The sequence below is a fragment of the Streptomyces resistomycificus genome (assembly GCF_001514265.1).
In the GTDB taxonomy this organism is placed as follows: domain Bacteria; phylum Actinomycetota; class Actinomycetes; order Streptomycetales; family Streptomycetaceae; genus Streptomyces; species Streptomyces resistomycificus.
Genome location: NZ_KQ949009.1, coordinates 35412 through 56379, shown reverse-complemented (window position 1 = coordinate 56379; position 20968 = coordinate 35412). Strand labels below are relative to the sequence as shown.

The following is a 20968-nucleotide window of genomic DNA, read 5'->3' as shown; positions in this document are numbered from 1 at the left end:
CGGCGAGACGTGGGGGGGGCGGGCCCGCGAAGCGGTGGGCAGCGGCGTCCCGGTCAGGTCCGCGAGCCCGTCGGCGGGCCGCGACCCGCGTGGTGCGGGCGGGTCACGCCGCACCACCGGACGGGCCGCAGCGCATCACCGGACGGGTCGCGCCGCATCAAGTCGGCGTGGGACGGGCCGGGTTCAGCCGGCCGCCATGGCCTCCCGCAGGCTCCTGGGGCGCAGGTCGGTCCAGTTCCGCTCGACGTACTCCAGGCACTCGGCCCTGGCCGCCTCGCCGAAGACCACCCGCCAGCCCGCGGGCACCTCGGAGAACACCGGCCACAGGGAGTGCTGGTCCTCGTCGTTGGCCACCACGTAGAAGCGGCCGTCCTCGTCGTCGAAGGGGTTCGTGCTCAACAGGCACCGTCCTTAACCGTCATGGGGTGACTCGGGATGCGAGATCGCCGGGCCGGGTGCGAGAGGGCACCGGGCGCGGGTCGGCCGGTCGGCGTTGTCCGGTCGACAGGACACCCGGGCGTCCGGTCGACAGGACACCCGGCATCGGTGGCGACCCCGGCGTTGCCCGTCACCGTAAGGACTCGACCGTCAGTGCTACAAGGGCAAAAGGCTCAACGGCTCCCGGTCGCCGGCCCGCTCCCCCAGGCGCTCGGTGCGCCGCCTTTCCCAGGCCAGGCCCGTTCTCCGATAACCTTTGGCGGGCTTCGCCGCTGACGGGGGCGAGCCACAGGGGGCCCGCACGGGCCTCACCACCCTCACGCGCCGGACTGCCGGGGCACATCCCCCAGGTGCGCTCGCTTCCTTCCGATGTCCGCCGCCCCTGTCCGCGCCGCGCGCCACCTGAGGACCACTCAAGACCTGCCGCACCAGCGGCCGGGCCCGCCCGGTGCCCGCCCGCGGTGGGCCGGACACCGTCGACCGATCCGAGACCGTGCGGCCCGATTTGAGGGAGAGCGATGGACAGCACACCACCTGCCCTGCGCCTGTTCGTCCTGCACCACGCCGGGGGCTCACACCTGCTGTACCGCCACTGGCCCACCGCGCTGCCGCGCACGTGGGACGTGCGGCTGCTGGACGCCCCGGGCCACGGCCTCCTCCTGGACCTGCCGCAGATCAGCGACGCCGGCCGCCTCGCCGACTTCCTGCTGCACAGCATCGAGCCCGAACTGGACTGCCCCTACGCCCTGTTCGGGCACAGCATGGGCGCCCTGGTGACGTACGAGATCACCCGCAGGGTCATCGACCGGGGCCTGCCGCTGCCGGTGTGGGTGGGCGTCTCCGCACGCTCCGCGCCGCAGCCCGCGCCCCCGGGCCAGGGCTACCACCAGCTGCCCGACGCGGAGCTGCGGACCCGGCTGCGGCTGCTGGGCGGCACGCCGGACGAGGTCTTCGACGACCCCGACCTGTGGGCCCTGTTCCAGCCGGTCATCCGGACCGACCTGCGCCTGGTGGAGACCTGGCGCCCCGCTCCCGGTGCCCCTGCCCTGCCCGTGGCGCTGTCCGCCTACGCGGGCGGCGAGGATCACTCCGCCTCTCCGGCGCGGATGAGCGGCTGGGCACAGCACACCGAGCGCTTTGTGGGCCTGCGGGTCTTCGACGGCGGGCACTTCTACTTCCAGGACGATCCCGGGCCGCTGCTGCGGCAGATCGAACAGGACGCGACGACCGCGCTCGACGCGGCGGGCGCGACCCGCTCCTGGTGAACCTCCGGCGCGCCGCCGGCACGCGGCCGCCAAACGCCTGCAACTGACGGGGATGTCAGCCTGTGTGAGGGGAAGAGATGCAGTTCCGCATGCTGGGGCTTGTGGAAGTCCGGGACGAACAGAGCGGTCTGCGGATCCTTCCCACCGGTGCCAAGCAGCGTGCGCTGCTGGGGGCACTGGTGGTGAAGGCCGGGCACAACGTCTCCGGGCAGCGGCTCATCGACGAGCTGTGGGGCGAACACCCGCCCGCCAACGCCGCGAACGCGCTGCAGGTCCATGTGGCCCGGCTGCGCCGCCTGCTGTCCGGCCTGAAGTACCAGGACATCGAACAGCCCGCGCAGCACACGCAGCACACGCAGTCCGTGCAGCCCGTGCCGCGGCCGTGGATCGTGACCACCTCGCGCGGCTACACCCTGCAGCTCGCCCCCGTGGAGACGGACGCCGCATGTTTCCAGCAGCTGACCGACAAGGCCCGGCGGGTCCTGCCCGAGGACCCGGGGCAGGCCGGTGAACTGCTGCGCCGGGCCCTGTCGTTGTGGCGCGGCCCGGCGCTGGAGGGCAGCGTGCTCGGCGACATCTGCGCGGGCAAAGCCGCCCAGCTGGAGGAACACCGCCTCAGTGCGCTGGAGTTGCTGTATGACGCGCATCTGCGCACCGGGCGCCACGGTGAGATCACCGGCGAGCTGGTGGAGCTCACCGTCGATCACCCCCTGCGGGAGCGGTTCCACGACCTGCTGATGGTCGCCCTCTACCGCTGTGGCCGGCAGGCGGAGGCGCTGGGCGTGTACGACCGGGCGCGCAGTCACATGGTGCGGGAACTCGGTGTGGAGCCGGGCCCCGCTCTGCGCGGCCTGATGGAGGCGATCCTCCACCACGACCCGGCCCTCGCCGCGGCGCCCCTTACCCGCCCGCCCGGCCCGCCCCGGGCCGCCGCGTCCCGGTCCGAGGCATCATGGGCCGCCAAGGCGTCCTGGGCGCAGGCGCCGTGGGGTGAGGCGGGGTCCGCGCAGGCGGAGGTGAGGGCCGACGACGCGGTGCTCCCGCTCGGCGAGGAGATCGCCCGCCTGCAGTGCCGCATCGAGCGTCTGCAGCAGGAGCAGAACCAACTGCTGCGCCGTTTCAACGAGTTGACGGCGAGCACGACGCGGCGGGTGTCGGCCGGCTCGGGGCTCCTCTAGCGGGTGGCGGGCCGGGCGGGTGTTCCGCACGGCCGGGCCGTGGCGTCGCCGTCGGGGGTCTTTCGGAACGGGCCGCCCGCCCCGCCCGGTGGCCTACTCTGCCGCCGACGGACCGCACAAGTACGGCATCAGCCACATTCAGACGACTCTCAGGAGCGGGAAATGACGCTAGGCAAGAGACCAAGGGCCGGCGTGGTGGGTTTGGCGGCCATCGCGTTCACGGCCACCGCTTTCACGGCTCCCGCCCAGGCATCGCGGGACACGTCCCCCACGGCGGCCGGTCACCAGGCGACGCAGGCCGCGATCGACGCGGCCGTCGCGGCCGGTATCCCCGGCGTCACCGCCGAGGCACGGGATGACCAGGGGGTGTGGAAGGCGGCGGCGGGCGTGGGCGACATGACGTCGGGGGCGCCGCGCGGCAAGAACGACCGGTTCCGCGTCGGGCACATCACCAGCACCTTCGTGGCGACGGTCCTCCTGCAGATGGAGGCGGAGAAGAAACTCACTCTCGACGACCCCGTGGAGCGCCATCTGCCCGGCCTGGTGACGGGCAACGGCAACGACGGCCGCCTGATCACCGTACGGCAGCTCCTCAACCACACCAGCGGCCTGTTCGACTACTTCGCCGACAGCGCGTACGTCGACACCTACGTCCTGGGCGACGGTTACCTCCAGCACCGCTACGACACCATGGCGCCCACCAGGCGGGTGGAGGTGGCGCTGGCCCACGCGCCGGTGTTCAAGCCCGGGGCCAGGCACGGGTTCTCCAACACCAACGACATCCTGGCCGCGCTGATCGTGGAGAAGGTCGGCGGCAGGCCCTACGAGGACGAGGTGCGCAAGCGCATCATCGAACCCCTGGGGCTCAAGGCGACGTCCCACCCCGGCGACGGCGTCAGCCTGCCTAAGCCCAGCAGCCGCGGCTACTCCAAGCTCTTCTTCCTCACCCAGCCGGACCGGATCGACGACGTCACCGAGGTGAACGGCTCGCAGGGCTGGGGCAACGGCGACATCATCTCCAGCGCGGCCGACCTGAACCGCTTCTACGGGGCTTTGATGCGCGGCAAGCTGCTGGCGCCGCAGCAGCTGAAGGCGATGAAGACGACCGTCGTCAACCCCGACTTCCCCATCTCGTCCTACGGGCTGGGCATCGAGCGGCTGACGCTGGGCTGCGGCACCACCATCTGGTATCGCGACGGAGGCACGGTGGGGTGGCTCTCGCTGGCCGCCGTCACCGAGGACGGCCGCCACCAGCTCACGTTCAACTACAACAGCGACTGGCGGGCGGACGACATCCTGCCCACCCTGAGCGCCGAGTACTGCGCCACGCCCTCGCGCGCACACTGAGGCGGGGCGAGAACGCCCGGAAGGCCGCACTGCCGGCGCCGGCGGGTCCTGGGGGCCCGCCGGCCGCCGTGCACAGGTCAAGAACAAACCCGTGATCCGGTATTTTCGTTTTCAGGGGAGAGACGGAAGAGGGACGGGGGTGCGGTTTCGGTTCGTCAGGGCAGCTTCTCCATGAGTGCGGCGGTGGCGCGATGGCGGCTGCAGGCGCGCTGACCGAACGAGTGCTGTACGCGCTCCCGGACGGGGGCGGACTGTTCCTGGCTGAGTTTGAACATGCCGTCGGCGCCCAGGACGGTGAACCGGAAGGCGCCCACGGCCGGCAGGATCTGGCGGAAGTAGTCGAGGGAGGCGGACATGTCCCAGCCGGTGCCGAACCGGCCCTCGAAGGCCCGCACGGTGGCCTGCACCACCTGCAGTGCCGCCTCGGCCGACGCCCTCTCGTCGATCCTCTCGACCGTGCCACGCACGTGCACCGAGGTGAAGTTCCAGGTGGGCGCGGCCGGGGTCACCTCGTAGAGCGTCGGTGACACGTAGGCGTGCGGGCCGGTGAAGGCCAGCACCGCGGTGGCCCCCGACTCCAGCGCGGCCCAGTGCGGATTCGCCCGGTTCATGTGTCCGAGCAGGACGGCACCCGACAGGTCGGCGGACCATGCACCGCTCGCCTCGGGATCCGGGATCACGGGCAGGTGGGTGGCGAACGGGCCGTCGGCGTCCGGGCCGTTGCCCACCAGGAGCGCCAGCGGGTTGCCGCGGATCAGGTCGGCCATCCAGGAACCGTCCGGTTCCCGGTACGGCGGGGGAACGAACATCTCACACCACCCCTTCGACGTGGACTGTGGCTTGCTTCATGGACGCGAAAACTAGCCACGTCTCTATTCGAGTCGTTATCGATCGGACTTCACTGTCGAGGGTGTGATGGATCCGCCGTTGGCCGAAATGAGTTCGATAACGAAAGAGAAATCGGCGCGGATAACTTCGCCTTCATCGAGCGTGCAGTAACTGCCCAGGATCGAAGTGAGGCGAGAGCATGTTCCATGTAAATTCTGAGGTCGGTGCGCTGAAGCACGTCATCCTGCACGAGCCCGGTCTGGATTTCGAGCGGCTGACCCCGGACAACAAGGACGAGCTGCTCTTCGACGACGTCGTCTGGGTCTCCCGGGCGAAGGAGGAGCACCGGGCTTTCCAGCAGCTCCTGCGCGAGCGGGGAGTGACGGTGCATCTCCTGCACGACCTGCTCGCCGAGACGGTCAAGACCGAGGAGGCGGTGGCCTTCGTCCTGGACCGCGTCCTGGACGACCGTCAGCCGCACCTGGGTGCCGCGCTGGCCGGGGCGGCGCGGCAGGTGCTGACCGCGATGGGGCCGGGTGACCTGGCCACGCACCTGCTGGGCGGCCTGAGCAAGCGCGAGCTGTCGGAGGCGCTGGGAGAGCGCCGCGGCCCGAGCCGTTCGTTCGCCCTGGACCTGCTGGCCGACGACGATTTCGTCCTGCCGCCGCTGCCCAACTCGCTGTTCACCCGTGACACCAGCTGCTGGGTCTACGACGGTGTCTGCGTCAACCCGATGCGCAAGGCCGGGCGCCGGCGCGAGACGGTCAACTACGAGGCGATCTACAACTTCCACCCGATGTTCGCGGAGAGCGGTGCGCAGCGCTGGATCGACGGCGAGGCGATGGCGCCGGCCGTGATCGAGGGCGGTGACGTCGAGGTGATCGGCAACGGCACCGTCCTGGTCGGGCTCGGGGAGCGCACCACGCCCGCCGGTGTGGAGATCCTGGCCCGCCGCCTCTTCGAGGCCGGTTCGGCCCGGCGTGTGATCGCCGTGGAGCTGCCCAAGGCCCGTGCGTTCATGCACCTGGACACGGTGATGACCATGGTGGACAGGGACGCCTTCACCCTCTTCACCGGCCTGGACCGTGCCGGGCTGCGGTCGTGGACGCTGACCCCCGGGGCCCGTCAGGTCCCCGACGTCTGCGAGAACACGGATCTGTTCGCCGCCATCGCCGCCGCGCTCGGCCTGGACAGGGTCCGCGTCCTGCAGGCCGAGCAGGACACCTTCAGCGCCCGGCGCGAGCAGTGGAACGACGGCTGCAACCTCCTGGCCGTCGCTCCCGGCAGCGTCATCGCCTACGAGGTCAACGAGCACAGCAACCGGATGCTCGAGGACAACGGCATCGAGGTGCTGCGGATCAGGGGCGACCAGCTCGGCCGGGGCCGCGGCGGCCCGCGCTGCATGAGCTGCCCCATCGAGCGCGACGCCGTCTGACTCCCGCCGCCCGGCCCCCGACGGCGACAGCCGCGAGGGCCGCGGGCTCACCGCGAGGCGCCGCGGCCGCCGGCCCCTGGCGCCACCCGAGTTGCACCGACCGAGAGGAAGCACCGCCATGTCCCAGACCCTGGCCGTCCGTCAGGCCACCCGCCGCCACTACCTGATGTGCCGTCCCACGTACTTCGACGTCACCTACGCGATCAACCCGTGGATGGATCCCGGCAAGCCGGTCGACACCGGTCTGGCGATCGCGCAGTGGGAGGGTCTGAGACGGCTCTATCAGGACCACGGACACACCGTCGATCTCATCGAGCCCGTGGAGGGCCTGCCGGACATGGTCTTCGCCGCCAACGGGGCGACCGTCGTGGACGACCGGGTCCTGGTCGCCAGGTTCCGCCATCCGCAGCGGGCCGCCGAGGCGCCGGCCTACCGGGAGTGGTTCACGGCCGGCGGCTACCGCGAGGTCCACCTGGCCACCAACGTCAACGAGGCGGAGGGCGACTACATGGTGGTGGGCGCCACGATCCTGGCGGGCACCGGCTTTCGCACCGACCCGCGCGCCCACGCCGAGCTGCAGGCGGCCCTCGGCCGCCCGGTCGTCACCCTCACCCTGACCGACCCGCGCTTCTACCACCTGGACACGGCGCTGGCCGTGCTCTCCGACACCGAAGTCATGTACTACCCCGGCGCCTTCTGCCCGGACAGCCTCGCCACCCTGCGCGCGCTGTTCCCCGACGCGGTCGTGGTCGAGGAGGCGGACGCGGTGGCGTTCGGCCTCAACGCGGTCTCCGACGGGCTGCACGTGTTCCTGCCCGACACCGCGACCGGGCTGGCCGGTCAGCTGCGCGAGCGCGGCTTCGAGCCGGTCGGTGTGGACCTGTCCGAACTGCTCAAGGCGGGCGGCAGTGTGAAGTGCTGCACGTTGGAGATCCGCCACCAGGCCCAGGCCTGACCCCATCCATCGACGCGGGCGCCGAGTCCTGTCCACGTCTGAGCAACGCCAGCGGGAGAATATCCATGAGTGCTCGCAACAACGACACCTACGATGTGGTCGGCATCGGCTTCGGCCCGTCCAATCTGTCGCTCGCCATCTCCTTGGAGGAGCATCACGCCAATGTCCTGACCAACCCGGTGACGTCCGCGTTCTTCGAGCGGCAGCCGCAGTTCGGCTGGCACCGCAACATGCTGCTGCCGTCGGCGACCATGCAGATCTCCTTCCTGAAGGACCTGGTCACCTTCCGCAATCCGGTGTCACGGTTCAGCTTCGTGTCGTTCCTGCACGCGCAGGGCCGGCTCGCCCAGTTCGTGAACCGCAAGGACTTCTTCCCCACCCGCCAGGAATTCCACCAGTACCTGGAATGGGCGGAGTCGAGCATGACCAACGTGGTCACCTACAACTCGTCCGTCACCGCGATACGCCGGCCCCCGCCGGGCGCGGAGGCACCCGACTGCGTGCAGATCGAGGTCCGCGACACCACCGACGGAAGCACCCGGCGGGTGAACGCGCACAACGTCGTCATCTCCACGGGCCTGGAGCCGCGCATGCCGGACGGCGTGGTGCGCGGCGAACGGGTCTGGCACAGCTCGGAGTTTTTGGCGCAGTACCACCGGGCGCAGCCCGCGCAGCTCAAGAGCGTCGCGGTGGTGGGTGCCGGGCAGAGCGCGGCGGAGATCACCAAGTTCTTCCACACCCAGCTCCCGCACGCGCAGGTGCACGCCGTCTTCCCGTCCTACGGCTACTCCATCGCCGACGACACGCCCTTCGCCAACCAGATCTTCGACGCCGCCGCGGTGGACGACTACTACTACGGCGACGACCCGACCCGCGAGGCGTTCTGGCGCTACCACCGCAACACCAACTACGGGGTGGTGGACAACGCCGACATCCGGGCGCTCTACCAGATCGCCTACGACGAGGACGTCTCCCACACCAAGCGGCTGCACTTCCACAACCAGACCAAGGTGAAGTCCGTGACAGCCGACGGGCACACCGCCCGCGTGCTGCTGGAGCGGCTGGACGGCGCGCAGCGGGAACTGGGCGTCGACGCGATCGTCTTCGCCACCGGCTACGCCACCATGGACCCCACCCACCTGCTGGGCGACCTCGACCGCTACTGCCTGCGCGACGAGTCGGGACACCACCGGGTGACCCGCGACTACCGGCTTGTGACCACGCCCGAACTCACCTGCGGCATCTATCTCCAGGGCGGCACGGAGCACACGCACGGTCTGACGTCGTCGCTCCTTTCGAATATCGCCGTGCGCAGCGGTGAAATAGCCGATGCCGTCATCAAGGGGCGCACGGAGCGCGAACTGGCAGCGGCGGCGGCCCAGGTTCTGCAGACCGCGGACAAGTCGGCCTGAGCGGCCGCAACCCGTCTTTCGACGTGCCTTCCCGTAGGCCCCCGGACATTGCCGTCCCGGGGCCCACGGGCATGCCCGGAAAAGGCTTTTCTCAAGCATGTGGTGCCGCGGAGGAACGGTTTTGACGTGGAGGATTTCCCCCATGGTGCGCGCATCCGCCGCCGCGTACTTTCGATGGTGACCCGCATTTGTCGAGGGGGTCGAAAAGGGTGCAGAGGGAGGCGGCACAAATGGATTCCATGGCAGGCGCGATGGTCGCCGGCTCGGTGATGCTGAGCACGACGGCCCTGCTCGCCACGGGGCTGGTCTGGGTCACATCGGCCCGGCAGCGGGAGCGGCACGTCGCGGACCGTGCCGCGGCCCGGCAGCAGGAGGAGGTGCGCGGGGAGCTGGCCGAGCTGGGCCGGCGGGTCACCGCGCTGCAGCGGCTTCTCGAGGGTGTGGACTGAGCCCGGCGCCCGGCTCCCCGGAGAGAGGGCCGGCGGGCGTCGTGGCGCCGTCGTGGGCTCTGCCCGCCGCGGCGGGGTGATATCCCGCCGATAAGGCCGGTCTCTAGCGTCGTGTCCACAGCCACAGGTGCGGGCCGTCGGGGTCCGCGGTGGAGCGCACACCCAAAAAAAAAGGGGAGGCGACGCAGATGACCGGCGACGAGCAGTACCCGTCCTGCGGCCGGGCCGAGGCCGCGCGGGGCCACGAGGACACCGGCCCGGCGGCGGCAGCAGGCCACCGGAGCGCGGGAGGGGGCGAACGCGGGCTGGCGGAGGTGTGGGCGGAGGCGCTCGGCGTGCCGTTCGAGCCCGTCCGCGGCGGTGACAGGCGCCGCGAGGACGGTACTCGGCGGGCCGCCACACGGCTGGTGACGGCGCCTTGGCAGCGGTGCGCCGAGAGCTCCGGCGGCTGAGATGTCCCTGCACTCCTCTCTCATCCAGCCGGGTCGCCTCGGGCGGCCGGCACCCGCCCCTCCAGGCCCGGGCGGGGGGCGTGCCGCGGCCATGCGTCTGGTCGTCGCGGAAGGTTCCGCGATCCTCAGGGCGGGCCTGGCACACGTCCTCGAAGCCCAGGGCCACCAGCTCGCCCCGCCCGTCCACGACGCGCGCATGCTGCCCGCCCTGGTCGACGTGCACCGCCCCGACGTGCTCATCGTCAACGCCCGCCTCGCACCGGCCGCGGGCGACGCGGGGGTGGCCGCTGCCGTTCAGGTGCGTCGGCAGTACCCGGACGTCGGGGTGCTGCTGTTCTCGGCGAGCGCCGAACCCGGCCACCTCGCCCGCCTGTTCGCGGGCGAGGGCGCGGGCCTTGGCTACCTGCTCCAGGACCGTATGACCGACTGTGAGAGCCTGCTGGACGCGCTCGGCCGCGTCGCGGCGGGCGGCACGGTCGTCGACCCCCGCATGGTCAGGGCGCTGGCGGCGGCCACCGCCCACGAACACCGCGAGGGGCACGAGGGACACGGGGGGCGCGGGGGTGGGCTCGAGGCGCTCAGCGAACGGGAGTCGCAGGTTTTGGCGCTGATGGCGCAGGGCCGCACCAACAGCGCGATAGCCCAACGGCTCGTCGTCTCGCAGGGGACGGTGGAAAAGCGCCTCGCGGCGGTCTTCGACAAGCTCGGCATCGCCGCCGGTCCCGGTGACAACCGGCGGGTCCTGGCCGTGCTGCGCTACCTGTCGGCCGGCAAGGCGCCGGCCGCCGTGCCCGGTGCCAGGCAGCCGACGCCGTACCGCCTGCCGAGCGCGGCCTGACCTCCCCTCCCCCGGCGCGCTCCGGCCACGGCCTCACGCGGGCGGCGCGGGCCGTGCCGCCCGTGCCGCCCGCACCAGTTGCAGGAGGTGGTCCTCGCGCGTCGTGCCGGGGATGAGGGCGACATGCGGGCCGAGGTCCAGCAGCCGGCCCAGGACACGGGGCAGACCCTCGCCGATCAGCCGCCCCTTGCCCAGCGGGCGGTAGGCGACGTAGGGGATGTGCGCACGGCGGCAGTGCTCCAGGGCCTCGTCGTGGGCCTGCGCCAGGTTCATCGGGTTTTGGACCGCGGCGATCGGGGTGAGGGCGCGGGCCCGGTCGATCTCCTCGACGCTGACGCGGGACAGCCCGATGTGGGCGATCTTCCCCTCGTCGCGCAGGTCGGTGAGGGCGCCCAGCTGGTCGCCGAGCGGCACGGCCGCGTCCACGCGGTGCAGGTAGCACAGGGACAGGCGCTCGCACCCCAGCCGGCGCAGGGACGCCTCGACGGCGTGGCGCAGGTGGGCGGGACGGCACAGCGGCTCGTACACGCCGGGGCCGGGGCGGATGAGTCCGACCTTCGTGGCCACGAGCAGATCGTCGCCGTAGGGGTGCAGGGCCCGGCGGATGAGCTCTTCGACGGTGTGCGGGCCGTAGGCGTCGGCGGTGTCGATGTGGGTGACGCCGCCTTCGCCGACGGCTGTGCGCAGCAGGCGCAGGGCTGCGGCGGGGTCGGGGGGTGCTCCCCAGTTGCCGGGGCCGGCCAGGCGCATCGTGCCCAGGCCGAGACGGGAGACGGTCTTGCCTGCCACAAGGAGTGATCCGCCGGGCGGGCAGGTCATGCGGCCACCGCGTCGCGTCGCGCGTCGAAGAGGGCCAGGAGCTGTTGCGCGATGTCGTCCTGTGAACGGCCGTCGGTGGCCACGATGGTCCAGGACGAGTCGTCGACGATCTGTTCGATGCAGAACGTGTCGAGCGCTGCGATGCCTTTCGGGTGTGCCCGCAGGTAGGCGTTCAGTCCGTGGGCGTCGCCCTCGCGGGTGCCGGCCCGGCGGGCCCGTTCGGCCGGGGAACAGGTCAGATACACCTGGAGGGTGAAGCGCGGTGCGCGGGTGCGGGCCCAGGTGTCGCTGAGGTATCCCTCGCCGGGGTTGAAGAAGGCGTTGTTGCAGTACTGCGTGAACCAGTGCCGGTCCTGTACGAGGACGGGGCCGTGGGAGCCGGTGGTGTAGGGGGAGTCGGCGGCGAGTTCGCTGTCGATCAGCATCTGGGCGGACTTGGTGGCGTTGAAGGGGCGCAGCAGGTCGGGGTCGGGGAAGGGGCGGTGGGTGCTGTCACCGATGGACGCCTTCGCCTGCCGTTGCAGGGTGTGGGTGCTGTCGGTGTCGCAGACGTGGCAGTGGCGTGAGTGGACCTCGGTGCCGCGGGAGCGCAGCAGTGTGGTGAGCCGGGTCGCCGTGGTCGACTTGCCGGCGAAGTTGAGTCCTTCGAGGAGTACGCCGGTGAGCGTCGTCGTGCGCGCGGTGGTCATCGTCTGCCTCACGCTTTCTCGGCGGCCGAGGTCAGGTCCCGGCGCAGCCGTCGCAGAATCCGGGTGTAGCGGTCGTGCTCGATGCGCAGTGAGGCGTGGGGGCCGGGTGTTCCCGGCGGCTGGTATCTGCGGGCGGCCTGGGCGCGCACGAGGACGCGGGCCTTTCGGGCGGCGCTCTCACTGCTGGTGACGGCGTTGATGTAGGCGGCGACCGTCGCGGCCTGGTCGTCGAAGAGCCACCAGGCGCCGCTGTCGGGCTGGATCATGCCGACGACGAAGAGGCCGTCGTGTGCGGGGTTGAAGACGTGCAGGGCGAGGTCCGGGTAGCGGCCCGGGGCGCGCACCGGGAGGTCGGCGGCGGACAGGAAGGGGAGGGTGGCGTTGAAGCCGGTGGCGTGGACGATGACGTCGACCTCCTCCTCCGAGCCGTCGGTGAAGCGGACGCGGTCGCCGCGTAGTTCGGCCACGTCGGGTTTGGAGACGACGGAGCCGTGGGCGACGTGGTGCACCAGTTCGGAGTTGAGGATGAGCCGGCCGTCCATGATGCGCCGGGTGGGCCGTGGCAGCCCGAATCTGGTGGGGTCGCCGAACACGCACCAGATCGCCGCCCGCCGGATCAACCGGTGGACGAAGCGCGGGGCCCGGACGCGGACGAACCACTCCATGACCTCGTCCATCGGCCGGCCCAGGAAGTACTTGGGCAGGTAGTGGCAGCCCTGGCGGACCGAGTGCAGGGTGCGGGCGGCCACCCGTGAGGACTCCACCGCTATGTCGGTGCCGGAGTTGCCGGTTCCCACGATCAGTACGCGCCGGCCCTCGAGCAGGTGAGGGGTGCGGTACTGGCTGGAGTGCAGGATGCGGCCGTCGAAGCGTCCGGGGAAGCGGGCCGGCCTCGGGTCCCAGTGGTGTCCGGACGCGACGACGACGCCCCGGTAGCGGCATACGGCGCCGTCCTCGAACGTCACCGACCAGGTCGTGCCCTGCCGCTCGACGCGGCTGACCGCGCGGTGGTAGCGGATGTGGTCGAGCAGGCCGTGGGCGCGTGCGTAGTCGGTGAGGTAGGCGAGCGCCTCACGGTGGCTGAGGTAGTCCTGCGCACTGGCCGGCATCGGGAATCCGCGGAAGGCGCTGAGCCGCTTGGAGGAGATCATGCAGGTGGAGCGGTACACGGCGCTGCCGGGTTGGCCGTAGCGCCAGATCCCGCCGAGGCTGTCGTGGCGTTCCACGATCTCGAAGGGCAGGCCGGCGTCACGGAAGTTCTTTGCGGTGGCCAGGCCGGCCGGGCCCGCTCCGATGATGCACCAGCGGTCGGTGCGGTCCTGGGGGCCGGCCGGTTCGGTCGGCGGCCTCACCCCTGGGACCGCCGATGGGCACGGCCCCCACTGGCCGCCACCGGTTCGGCGGGCCGGGAGGGTGAGAGGAAGTCGAACCGCTCGAGGACGGCGTCGGCCATCTCCTGGGGCGAGAGCCCCTCGGAGGGCAGCACCAGCCAGTGCGGGTTGTCCTGGACGAGCCGGGCGGTGAAGCGGTCCAGGCCGGCGACGTCGTCGAGGTGGCGCCGCAGGAACGCGTTGAGCGGGTGTTTGGCGCTGTTGCCGTCGCGGGCGGCGGCCCGGCGGCGGCGGCTTTCGGTGTCGCAGGTCAGGTAGACCTGCACGGCGAACCTCGGCACCCGGGAGGCGACCCATGTCTTGCTGAGGTAGCCCTCGGCGGGCGTGAAGTACTGGTTGAAGGCGTACTGCGTGAGCCAGTAGCGGTCCTGTACGAGGATCTCGCCGGGCTGCGGGCCTGCTGCGGGCCGGCTGAACAGTTCGGTGTCCAGGATGAGTTGGGCCGATCTCAAGGCGTTGAAGCGGCGCCAGGTGGGCGGGTGGCGGAAGTCGTGGTGCTCGCTGCCGGCGAAGACGGTCAGTGCCTCGTCCAGCAGCGAGCGCACCACGGGATCCGGTGTGAGGGTGGCGTGCGAGGCGCGTGCCGTCCGTCCGCGGCGGCGCAGGCCGTCGGCGACCTGGTGGGCCAACGTGCTTTTCCCGCTGTACTCGTGACCCTCTATGAGAATGCCGGGCACGGGCGGTGTGTCCATGTCGTCGTCTCCAGCGTGGCTCTCGGTGTGAGGTCGGCGCGCCCTGACGGGCGCCTGGGTGGGCCGGTGGGGTGTCACGGCCAGGACGGCTCGCGCGGGGTGCGGGCGAGGTCGCGGGCGGTGTGGGCCAGCACCTGGTCGTCAAGGGGGAACACCGGGCAGGGCGGCATTCGCTCGAGGGTGAACCAGGCGGCGGGCTGGCCGGTTTCCGGGGTGAGCGCGGTGGCGGGGTCGGCGGCGAAGGCGTAGGCCAGCCCGTAGACCCGTTCGCGGCGCCCTGGGGTGTTGCCGAGCAGTGCCACCGGGTCGGGCAGCAGCGGGTGCAGGTCCAGTCCGGTTTCCTCCGCCACTTCGCGGCGGGCGCCGGCCAGGGGGGACTCCCCCGCTTCCAGTCGTCCGCCGGGGCTGAGCCATCCGAACCGGTGGTGTCGGACCAGGAGTGTGTGGTGGAAGTCGTGGGAGAAGACCCAGCCGGCGACGATCACGTCGCCGTCGGGTCCCGCGTGGCCGTTCGCGGAGGCCGTCAGCAGGCCGCGGGCGCCGTAGGGGTCGCGGTGCGCGGCCGCGGCGGCGGCCGCCAGGTCGGGCAGGGCCTGCGGCAGCCGGATGTGGCCGGCCACGCTCACGCCCCCTGTCCGGCGGGCGCTGCGGTACGGGCGGCGAACAGCGGGGCGGGGCCGGGGCGGGGGCTGTAGCGTTCGCGCAGTTCGCGCAGCAGCTCGACGGTGCGCACCGGGGCCGTGCCGGCGGCCGTCTCGTCGGCGAGCATCAGTGCGGCGGTGCCGGCGCGCAGCAGTTCGCTGACGCAGGCGAGTTCGGAGCGGTGGGGCATCCAGCCGGCGGACAGGCTGGTCAGCAGCTGGGTGCCGACGATGAGAGGGCAGTGTGCGTCGGCGGTGGCAGTGCGGACGTTCTCGCACAGGTCGAAGAACTCCAGCGGGCCGGAGTCGAGCAGCAGGTCGCCGCGGCCCAGCAGCACCGCGTCGGCGCATGCGGCGATCTCCCGCGCGGCGGCCGCGCCGGCCCGCGTCTCCACCTTGGCGATCACCGGGGGGACCCGGTGGCCGGCGGCTGACGCCGTCATGATGTCGCGGGCCTCGCGGACGCTGTCGGCCGACTCGACGAAGGAGATGATCACGGCGGTGAAGATCGATCCGGGCAGGGTCTGCAGCGCGGCCCGGTCCTGGTCGGTGAGCCGGGAGGCGGGCACGCTCTTGCCCGGCAGGGCCACGCCCCGGCGTTTGCCGAGGAATCCGCCGCTGAGGGGGATCGTGACGCAGTGGTCGGGTGCGACGTGTTCGACCCGCAGGGCGTCCTCGCCGTCGCCGATGAGGATGAGGTCACCGGGCTCGACCTGCCCGGAGATGTCCGCGCCGGTGAGTCCCAGCACGGGCACCTCGCGGTGGACGTCGGAGGGCACCGGGGTGAAGTGCACCCGCACCCGGGAGAGTCCCGCCAGGGAGAACTGGTCGTCGTTGGTGAAGCGGGTCTTGGCGCCCGGCAGGTCGAGCAGCAGGTCGGGGCTCTGGCCGAGCCCGGCGGCGAGTGCGGCCACGCGGGAGGCCAGGTCGGCCAGGGAGGCGACCGACGCCTTGGACGCCGGGAAGCGGAAGGAGTCCGCCCCTGCCTTGACGACCTGTTCGAGGACCGCGGGTTCTTGTGTCGCGGGACCGAGGGTGACGACGATGCGGGACATGGGGCCTCTCAGCAGACACAGGGGGCGGGCTCGCGGGAAGGGACGGGGGTGGGTGGGGCTGGGTGTCGGGGCCTGGTCCTCCCCCGCCGCGCCCCGGGTGGCGTCGGCTAGGCGGCGCTGCGGCTTGCGAAGAGCGGGGCGGGGGCGGCGCCTGATCCGTACCGCTCAATCAGGGCGCTGACCAGTTCGACGGTGCGCAGGGGTGCGCTGCCCACGGTGGTCTCGGTCGCCATCATCAGGCCGTCCACCTCCTTGTCGAGGAGGTGGCAGAGGTAGGCGAGTTCGGACCGGTTGGGCAGCCAGCCCTCGGAGAGGCTCGGCAGGAGCTGGGTGCCGACGATGAGAGGGCGTGCGGCCTTCTGGGTCTCCTTCATGACCTTCTTGCCGAGGTCGTAGAAGTCCAGTTCCCCGGCGTCCAGGAGGAGGTCGCCGCGGCCCAGGAGGACGCCGTCGGCCGCGCGGGCCACCTCGGCGGCCCGTTCGGCGCCGGCCCTGGTCTCGATCTTCGCGATGACCGCGGGGGCCGGGCGGCCGTCGGCGGGGGCCCGGCCGATGAGGGAGCGCGCCGTCTCGAGTGCGTCGGGGCTTTCGACGAAGGAGATGATGACGCCCGAGAAGATGCTGTCGTTGAGCCCTTTCAGGGCGATGGTCTCGGCGTCGCCCAGGGCCTGGTAGGCCTGCGGCTTGCCGTGCAGGCTGATTCCCTTGTGCCGTCCGACGTCGCCGTGGGTGAGGGGGCGGGTCACGCAGCCGTCGGCGGTGCACGACTCGACCCGCAGGGCGTTCTCCCCGTCCCCCAGGACCAGGACGTCGCCGGGCTCGATGTAGGGGGCGATCGCCATGCCCGTCGTGCCGATCTGCGGCATGGGCCCCTCGCGGCGGGCCGGGGCGGGCGAGTACCGGACGTGCAGGCGTTCGAGCCCGGCCAGCGGGAACCAGTCCTCGTTGGTCAGCCGGGTCTTGGCGCCCGGCAGGTCCAGGAGCAGGTCGAGCCGGCGGCCCAGCGCCTTGCCGATCCCGGCGGTGCGCTGGGCCTGGGCGGCGAGTTCGTCGGCGGTGAACTTCGACGCCGAGAAACGCAGGGCCGACACGCCCCGGGCGATGGCGTCGTGCAGGGTGGCGGGGGCGGAAAGGGCAGGGCCCATGGTGGCGATCAGGCTTGTCATGTGGTGGTCCTTGCCGGGCCGTCAGTGAGCACGTGTGAAGAGGGTTCCGTGTGACCAGATGAGGCGGACGCGGCCCCATTCCATCGCGGAACGGACGTCGGGGAAGAATCCGGAGCCCTTGTGGTTCGCGCTGGTGTTGCACAGCAGCGGGATCCCGCTCAGTTCGTGATAGTGCGTCAGGAGTTCGTGGATGTCCGCGTTCTCCTCGCGGTTGACCGTCTGGAGGCGGGCGGTGTTGTCGAGGTGGCACACCGCCGGGATGCGGTCCTTCCAGGAGTCGCGCACCGCGTGGTCGAAGAGCATGTACGGGTCGGGGGTGCCCGGAAGGAAGACGTCGGGGGCGAAGTCCTCCAGGCAGATCGGGGCGACGGGCCGGTAGAACTCGCGGTCCTTGACCTCGTTGAGGAGGTCCTTCATCTTGCCGAGGCCGGCCGGGGCGAGGATGCTGCGGTTGCCCAGCGCCCGGGGGCCGATCTCGGCCCGCCCGTTGAGGAAGACCACGGGTTCCTGGTTGTCGTGCAGCAGCCGGGCCAGCTCCCGCAGGTCGCAGGGCTCCTCGCGCCAGCCCGGCAGCACGGTGGTCTCCTTCAGGGCCGGGCCGGAGTACACGTCCCACTCCAGCGCCGTCTGCGGGGTCTGGGTGAGCATGGCGGCGCAGGCGGTCCCGATGGAGCTGCCGGAGTCGTTGGGGAAGGGCGGCACCCACACGGTGTCGAAGACCTGGCTGTCGCGCAGGGCGCTGTTCCACTTGATGTTGAGTCCGCAGCCGCCGACGACCACCAGGTTGCGGTCGGGGAAGCCGGCCGTGGCGACCTTGTCCCGCACCCCCTTGACCAGCCTGTCGCTCAGGGCGTGGTGGATCGAGGCGAGCATGTCCGCGGGCTCCACCCCGTCCAGGGCCACGTTCTTCTTGATCCGCTTGAGGATCTCGATCCCGTTGCCGACCTGGTAGAACCGGTCGTCGTCCGGCCGGCCGGCCAGCACCTCGCCGAAGGCCGCGTCGATGGTCTGGTCGATGTGCCGGACGGCCTCTTCACGGACCTCCCCCAGCGCGATGTAGGCCATGATCTTGCCGGCCAGGCCCAGGATGTGCGGGTACTCGATGGGCTCGTCGAACGGTGCGAAGAGCTGCCCGAGTTGCAGGTAGGAGTCGCCGATCACCGGCATGAGCGGTCCGCAGCTGGTGACCTTCCGGCTGGGCCCGTCCACGTAGTAGAGGAAGGGGAACATCCAGCCGTCCCAGCTCAGGACGTAGGAGCCCTGTCCTGCGCGGGCGAAGGGGCTGGCGCAGTAGCCGGAGGCGACGTGGCCGGCGTAGTGGGTGAAGCTCAGGTAGGGCAGGTCCTGGATGGCGCCGGGGTAGGGGCGCAGCAGGTCGTCGTCGAGCAGGCCGCGCCGGTAGGGGGCCAGGACCGTCTCGAACTCCTGGCCGTGCCACGACTGGATCTTGTGGGTCTTGTACCAGCCGTCCAGGACGAAGTGGTCGACGTCCTCGGGCCGGTAGCCGTGTTCGGCCAGCAGTTCGAAGACGGTGGAGAAGTCCTTGATCTTCGCGTAGCGCTGGTTGTTGCCGAGTTTCTCCATCTCCGTGGAGAAGACGAGACGGCCGTCCTCGATGAGGGCGACGCCGCCGTCGTGCGTCGTCTTGACGCCGCAGATCAGCATCGGTGGTCTCCTTTGCGGTTCCTGGTCAGTCCTGCACGCGGCGGGCTCGGAAGTCGATCACGAAGCTCTCGACGTCCTCGTGGTCGCGCAGGATGTCCCGTGTGATCTCGATGCGTTCGGGAAACCGCGAGCGCACCCGGACCAGCGGCTGTTCGATGCGGTTGAGGCCGATGACCTTGTTGTCCGCCTCGATCTGGAAGATGAAGTCGTCGGCCCAGTCGAGGTGGGCGAAGAGCGGGATGTATCGCTCCATCCGCTCGACGGCCTCCTGGCGGCTGTAGCCGATGAACTCGATGGCGGGCATGGCGTCTCCTTGGTGTGGGGTGCGCGGGGGGGGTGTGCGGGGCGCTCGCGTGGCCGGGGGCGGTGGTGGCCCAGGGTCAGGCGACGGTGTCGTAGCGGGCGGACGGGCCGGCCGGCGCGGTGCGGCGGTGCAGGATGTGGGTGTGCAGGAGGTCCGCGTCGTGCAGGGCGTCGTGGATCGCGCCGGCGCCGCCCGCCGCGCAGGGGGTGCGCAGCAGGGCGAGGACGCGTGCCGTGTGGTGGGCGCCGATCGTCTCCTGGTTCAGGCGCAGCAGCCGCGGATGCCAGTGGCGCCTGGGGTTGGTCTCCCCGACGGTGGCGAGGAGGGCGGCCAGCAGTTCGCCGGCGCATGCGGTGAGCATCCAGGCGGCGTCCTCGGTGTCCCCGTGCTCCAGCAGGCCCAGCAGGTGACGGCGGCGGGCGGCGAAGCGCTGCAGGTGGATGGCCGTGAGGTAGTGGTGCAGTTGGTCCAGGCGCAGTCGCTCGTGCCAGATCTGGGCCTGCGAGGCGCCGGCCAGGACCTCTCCCCTGCGCAGGTCGTGCAGCAGTTTGCGGGTCTGGATGTCGAGGTGGGGCGGTTGTGCCTGGACGGCGGGCAGGTGGGCGGCCAACTCGAGGCGTTCGACCTGGCCGGCGATCGCGGACAGTTCCCCGCTGGTCCAAAAGCCCAGCCGGATCGGGGCGTTGCCGCCGACGCTGTAGGTGCCCCAGCGCATGGCGCCGGTGGTGGCGGTGACGCCCCGGGGCGGCCGGCCCGGGCCCAGCAGGACCAGTTGGGGCGGGGCGCAGGGGTCGCGCCCGTCGTAGGCGGGGCCGACCGCGAGCAGGACGTCCGAGGGCCGCACCAGGGGGGCGATGTGCTGGGCCGCCAGTTTGGGGTCATCGCTGTGCATGGCCGGCCCCCACCAGTGCGCTCTCGCGCTGCGGCGCGGGGGGTGGGGTCAGGTGGAGTGTGCGCAGGGCGCGGGTGGCCGGCCGGCTGCGCAGGCGGGCGAGGCCGGCGGTGGCGAAGCCCAGGCTCAGGCGCAGGACGGATCGTCCCAGCGCCTCCTGGGGGGCCCGCTGGAACACCCACGCCTCACCGACGTCGCCGCTCCAGGCGGCGAGGTGGGGGTGCAGGTCCTCGGGGACGAGGGACAGGCCGCTGACGGCGTAGCGCAGCAGGGCCAGGCAGCCCAGCAGTTCCAGGCGGGCCCTCTCGTGCTCGGTGGCCGGCCGGCCGAGGTAGCGCGTCAGGAAGGCGTCGGCGTCCGCGGGGGTGAGGCCGAGTGCGTCGATGGCCGTGGCGACGTCGAAGAGGGGGTCGCCGGGGCCGACGTGATCGAAGTCGATCAGCCAGGCGCGCCGGGCGTCGAAGAGTATGTTGCCCGGGTTGAGGTCGTTGTGGCACAGGGTCTGCGGGACGGCGAGGTCGCGCAGTTTCCCGCGCAGCGCGTCGAACTCGCCCAGGGCCTCGGCGAAGAGGGCGAGTTGGGGAATGCGCTGGGTGAGGTGGGCCGCGCTGTCGGCCGCGGCCCGGCGCTTGTCGGCGTACAGCCTGGTGGGGTCGGGCCAGTCCAGGCGGTGCAGGCGGGCCAGCAGGTCCGCCACCGACAACGCCTGGCGGCGGGTGGCGGGCCGGACGGGATGGCCTTCGACGCGGTCCATCACCAGGACGCCGGTTTCGGCGTCGGCGTGGTGGACGGCGGGGGCGATGCCCTGGTCGCCCAGCAGCCGGGCGGCCCCGAACTCGGTGCGCACGGCCTGGTCTTCGAAGGCGTCGGCGTCGATCAGCCGCACCACGTAGCGCTCGGGGTGCTGGGGGTGTTCGGGCCAGCTCAGGGCGTAGGCCTGGGCCCACGCGGTGGGGGTTTCGGGGAAGGGCTCGACCAGGGGCGACGCGCCCGGGTTCAGGGCGTGCACGATCGATGCCAGTCTGCGGTCCAAAGACACGGCTTTCCTTCGTTCGTG

At 71.6% G+C, this 20968-nt stretch carries 22 protein-coding genes; 9 read left to right on the top strand and 13 right to left on the bottom strand.

Annotated elements, in window-relative coordinates; all coding sequences use genetic code 11:
• Positions 1–183: 183 nt before the first annotated feature.
• Positions 184–399 (bottom strand): MbtH family protein, encoded by a 216-nt coding sequence (locus AQJ84_RS39615; protein WP_030038858.1) that lies wholly within the window; start codon positions 397–399, stop codon positions 184–186.
• 557 nt (positions 400–956) lie between these two features.
• Here AQJ84_RS39615 and AQJ84_RS39610 point away from each other — a divergent pair.
• The 3 genes from AQJ84_RS39610 (at position 957) to AQJ84_RS39600 (ending at position 4228) form a co-directional block, all read left to right on the top strand.
• Positions 957–1703, top strand: a complete 747-nt coding sequence (locus AQJ84_RS39610; RefSeq protein ID WP_037802395.1) for a thioesterase II family protein — start codon at positions 957–959, stop codon at positions 1701–1703.
• A gap of 77 nt (positions 1704–1780) precedes the next feature.
• Positions 1781–2881 (top strand): AfsR/SARP family transcriptional regulator, encoded by a 1101-nt coding sequence (locus AQJ84_RS39605; RefSeq protein WP_030038860.1) that lies wholly within the window; start codon positions 1781–1783, stop codon positions 2879–2881.
• Between the two features lie 162 nt (positions 2882–3043).
• Positions 3044–4228, top strand: a complete 1185-nt coding sequence (locus AQJ84_RS39600; protein WP_030038861.1) for a serine hydrolase domain-containing protein — start codon at positions 3044–3046, stop codon at positions 4226–4228.
• Positions 4229–4383: 155 nt separating this feature from the next.
• Here AQJ84_RS39600 and AQJ84_RS39595 read toward each other — a convergent pair whose 3' ends face one another.
• Positions 4384–5037: an FMN-binding negative transcriptional regulator gene (locus AQJ84_RS39595; RefSeq protein WP_030038862.1), complete on the bottom strand. Its 654-nt coding sequence runs from the start codon at positions 5035–5037 to the stop codon at positions 4384–4386.
• A 218-nt stretch (positions 5038–5255) separates the two neighbouring features.
• Between AQJ84_RS39595 and AQJ84_RS39590 the strand changes: the two genes are divergently transcribed.
• The 6 genes from AQJ84_RS39590 (at position 5256) to AQJ84_RS39565 (ending at position 10597) form a co-directional block, all read left to right on the top strand.
• Positions 5256–6491, top strand: a complete 1236-nt coding sequence (locus tag AQJ84_RS39590; protein ID WP_030038863.1) for an arginine deiminase — start codon at positions 5256–5258, stop codon at positions 6489–6491.
• A 118-nt stretch (positions 6492–6609) separates the two neighbouring features.
• Positions 6610–7446: a dimethylargininase gene (gene ddaH / locus AQJ84_RS39585; RefSeq protein WP_030038864.1), complete on the top strand. Its 837-nt coding sequence runs from the start codon at positions 6610–6612 to the stop codon at positions 7444–7446.
• A gap of 65 nt (positions 7447–7511) precedes the next feature.
• Positions 7512–8858 carry a lysine N(6)-hydroxylase/L-ornithine N(5)-oxygenase family protein gene (locus AQJ84_RS39580; protein ID WP_030038865.1) on the top strand — a complete coding sequence of 449 codons (1347 nt, stop codon included), beginning with the start codon at positions 7512–7514 and terminating at the stop codon, positions 8856–8858.
• Between the two features lie 230 nt (positions 8859–9088).
• Complete coding sequence (locus AQJ84_RS39575; RefSeq protein WP_128092207.1) at positions 9089–9307, top strand: hypothetical protein; 219 nt, start codon at positions 9089–9091, stop codon at positions 9305–9307.
• 188 nt (positions 9308–9495) lie between these two features.
• Positions 9496–9759 carry a hypothetical protein gene (locus AQJ84_RS39570; protein WP_053192289.1) on the top strand — a complete coding sequence of 88 codons (264 nt, stop codon included), beginning with the start codon at positions 9496–9498 and terminating at the stop codon, positions 9757–9759.
• A 91-nt stretch (positions 9760–9850) separates the two neighbouring features.
• Positions 9851–10597, top strand: a complete 747-nt coding sequence (locus tag AQJ84_RS39565) for a response regulator transcription factor (RefSeq protein ID WP_030038867.1) — start codon at positions 9851–9853, stop codon at positions 10595–10597.
• Between the two features lie 33 nt (positions 10598–10630).
• Here the strand turns inward: AQJ84_RS39565 and AQJ84_RS39560 are convergent, their stop codons facing one another.
• From AQJ84_RS39560 to AQJ84_RS39510, 11 genes are all read right to left on the bottom strand, one after another.
• Positions 10631–11386 carry an aldo/keto reductase gene (locus AQJ84_RS39560; RefSeq protein ID WP_225877152.1) on the bottom strand — a complete coding sequence of 252 codons (756 nt, stop codon included), beginning with the start codon at positions 11384–11386 and terminating at the stop codon, positions 10631–10633.
• A gap of 26 nt (positions 11387–11412) precedes the next feature.
• Positions 11413–12105, bottom strand: a complete 693-nt coding sequence (locus AQJ84_RS39555) for a hypothetical protein (protein ID WP_030038869.1) — start codon at positions 12103–12105, stop codon at positions 11413–11415.
• A gap of 8 nt (positions 12106–12113) precedes the next feature.
• Positions 12114–13457, bottom strand: a complete 1344-nt coding sequence (locus AQJ84_RS39550) for a flavin-containing monooxygenase (protein ID WP_051869633.1) — start codon at positions 13455–13457, stop codon at positions 12114–12116.
• A complete protein-coding gene (locus AQJ84_RS43350) occupies positions 13454–14188 on the bottom strand; it encodes a hypothetical protein (RefSeq protein ID WP_053192285.1) in 735 nt (244 codons plus the stop codon). The genes AQJ84_RS39550 and AQJ84_RS43350 overlap by 4 nt, the downstream gene beginning before the upstream one ends.
• Positions 14189–14262: 74 nt before the next feature.
• Positions 14263–14808, bottom strand: coding sequence for an NUDIX hydrolase (locus AQJ84_RS39540; protein WP_157874995.1), 546 nt, complete (start codon positions 14806–14808; stop codon positions 14263–14265).
• 2 nt (positions 14809–14810) lie between these two features.
• Positions 14811–15884 carry a pyruvate kinase gene (locus AQJ84_RS39535; protein WP_030038873.1) on the bottom strand — a complete coding sequence of 358 codons (1074 nt, stop codon included), beginning with the start codon at positions 15882–15884 and terminating at the stop codon, positions 14811–14813.
• Between the two features lie 107 nt (positions 15885–15991).
• Positions 15992–17050, bottom strand: coding sequence for a pyruvate kinase (locus AQJ84_RS39530; RefSeq protein ID WP_030038874.1), 1059 nt, complete (start codon positions 17048–17050; stop codon positions 15992–15994).
• Positions 17051–17071: 21 nt separating this feature from the next.
• Positions 17072–18715, bottom strand: a complete 1644-nt coding sequence (locus tag AQJ84_RS39525; protein WP_030038875.1) for a carbamoyltransferase N-terminal domain-containing protein — start codon at positions 18713–18715, stop codon at positions 17072–17074.
• A gap of 25 nt (positions 18716–18740) precedes the next feature.
• Positions 18741–19019, bottom strand: a complete 279-nt coding sequence (locus tag AQJ84_RS39520; protein ID WP_030038876.1) for a hypothetical protein — start codon at positions 19017–19019, stop codon at positions 18741–18743.
• Positions 19020–19095: 76 nt separating this feature from the next.
• Positions 19096–19911: a hypothetical protein gene (locus AQJ84_RS39515; protein ID WP_030038877.1), complete on the bottom strand. Its 816-nt coding sequence runs from the start codon at positions 19909–19911 to the stop codon at positions 19096–19098.
• Positions 19898–20944, bottom strand: a complete 1047-nt coding sequence (locus AQJ84_RS39510) for a phosphotransferase (protein WP_030038878.1) — start codon at positions 20942–20944, stop codon at positions 19898–19900. Before AQJ84_RS39510 ends, AQJ84_RS39515 begins: the two co-directional genes overlap by 14 nt.
• Positions 20945–20968 lie beyond the last annotated feature (24 nt).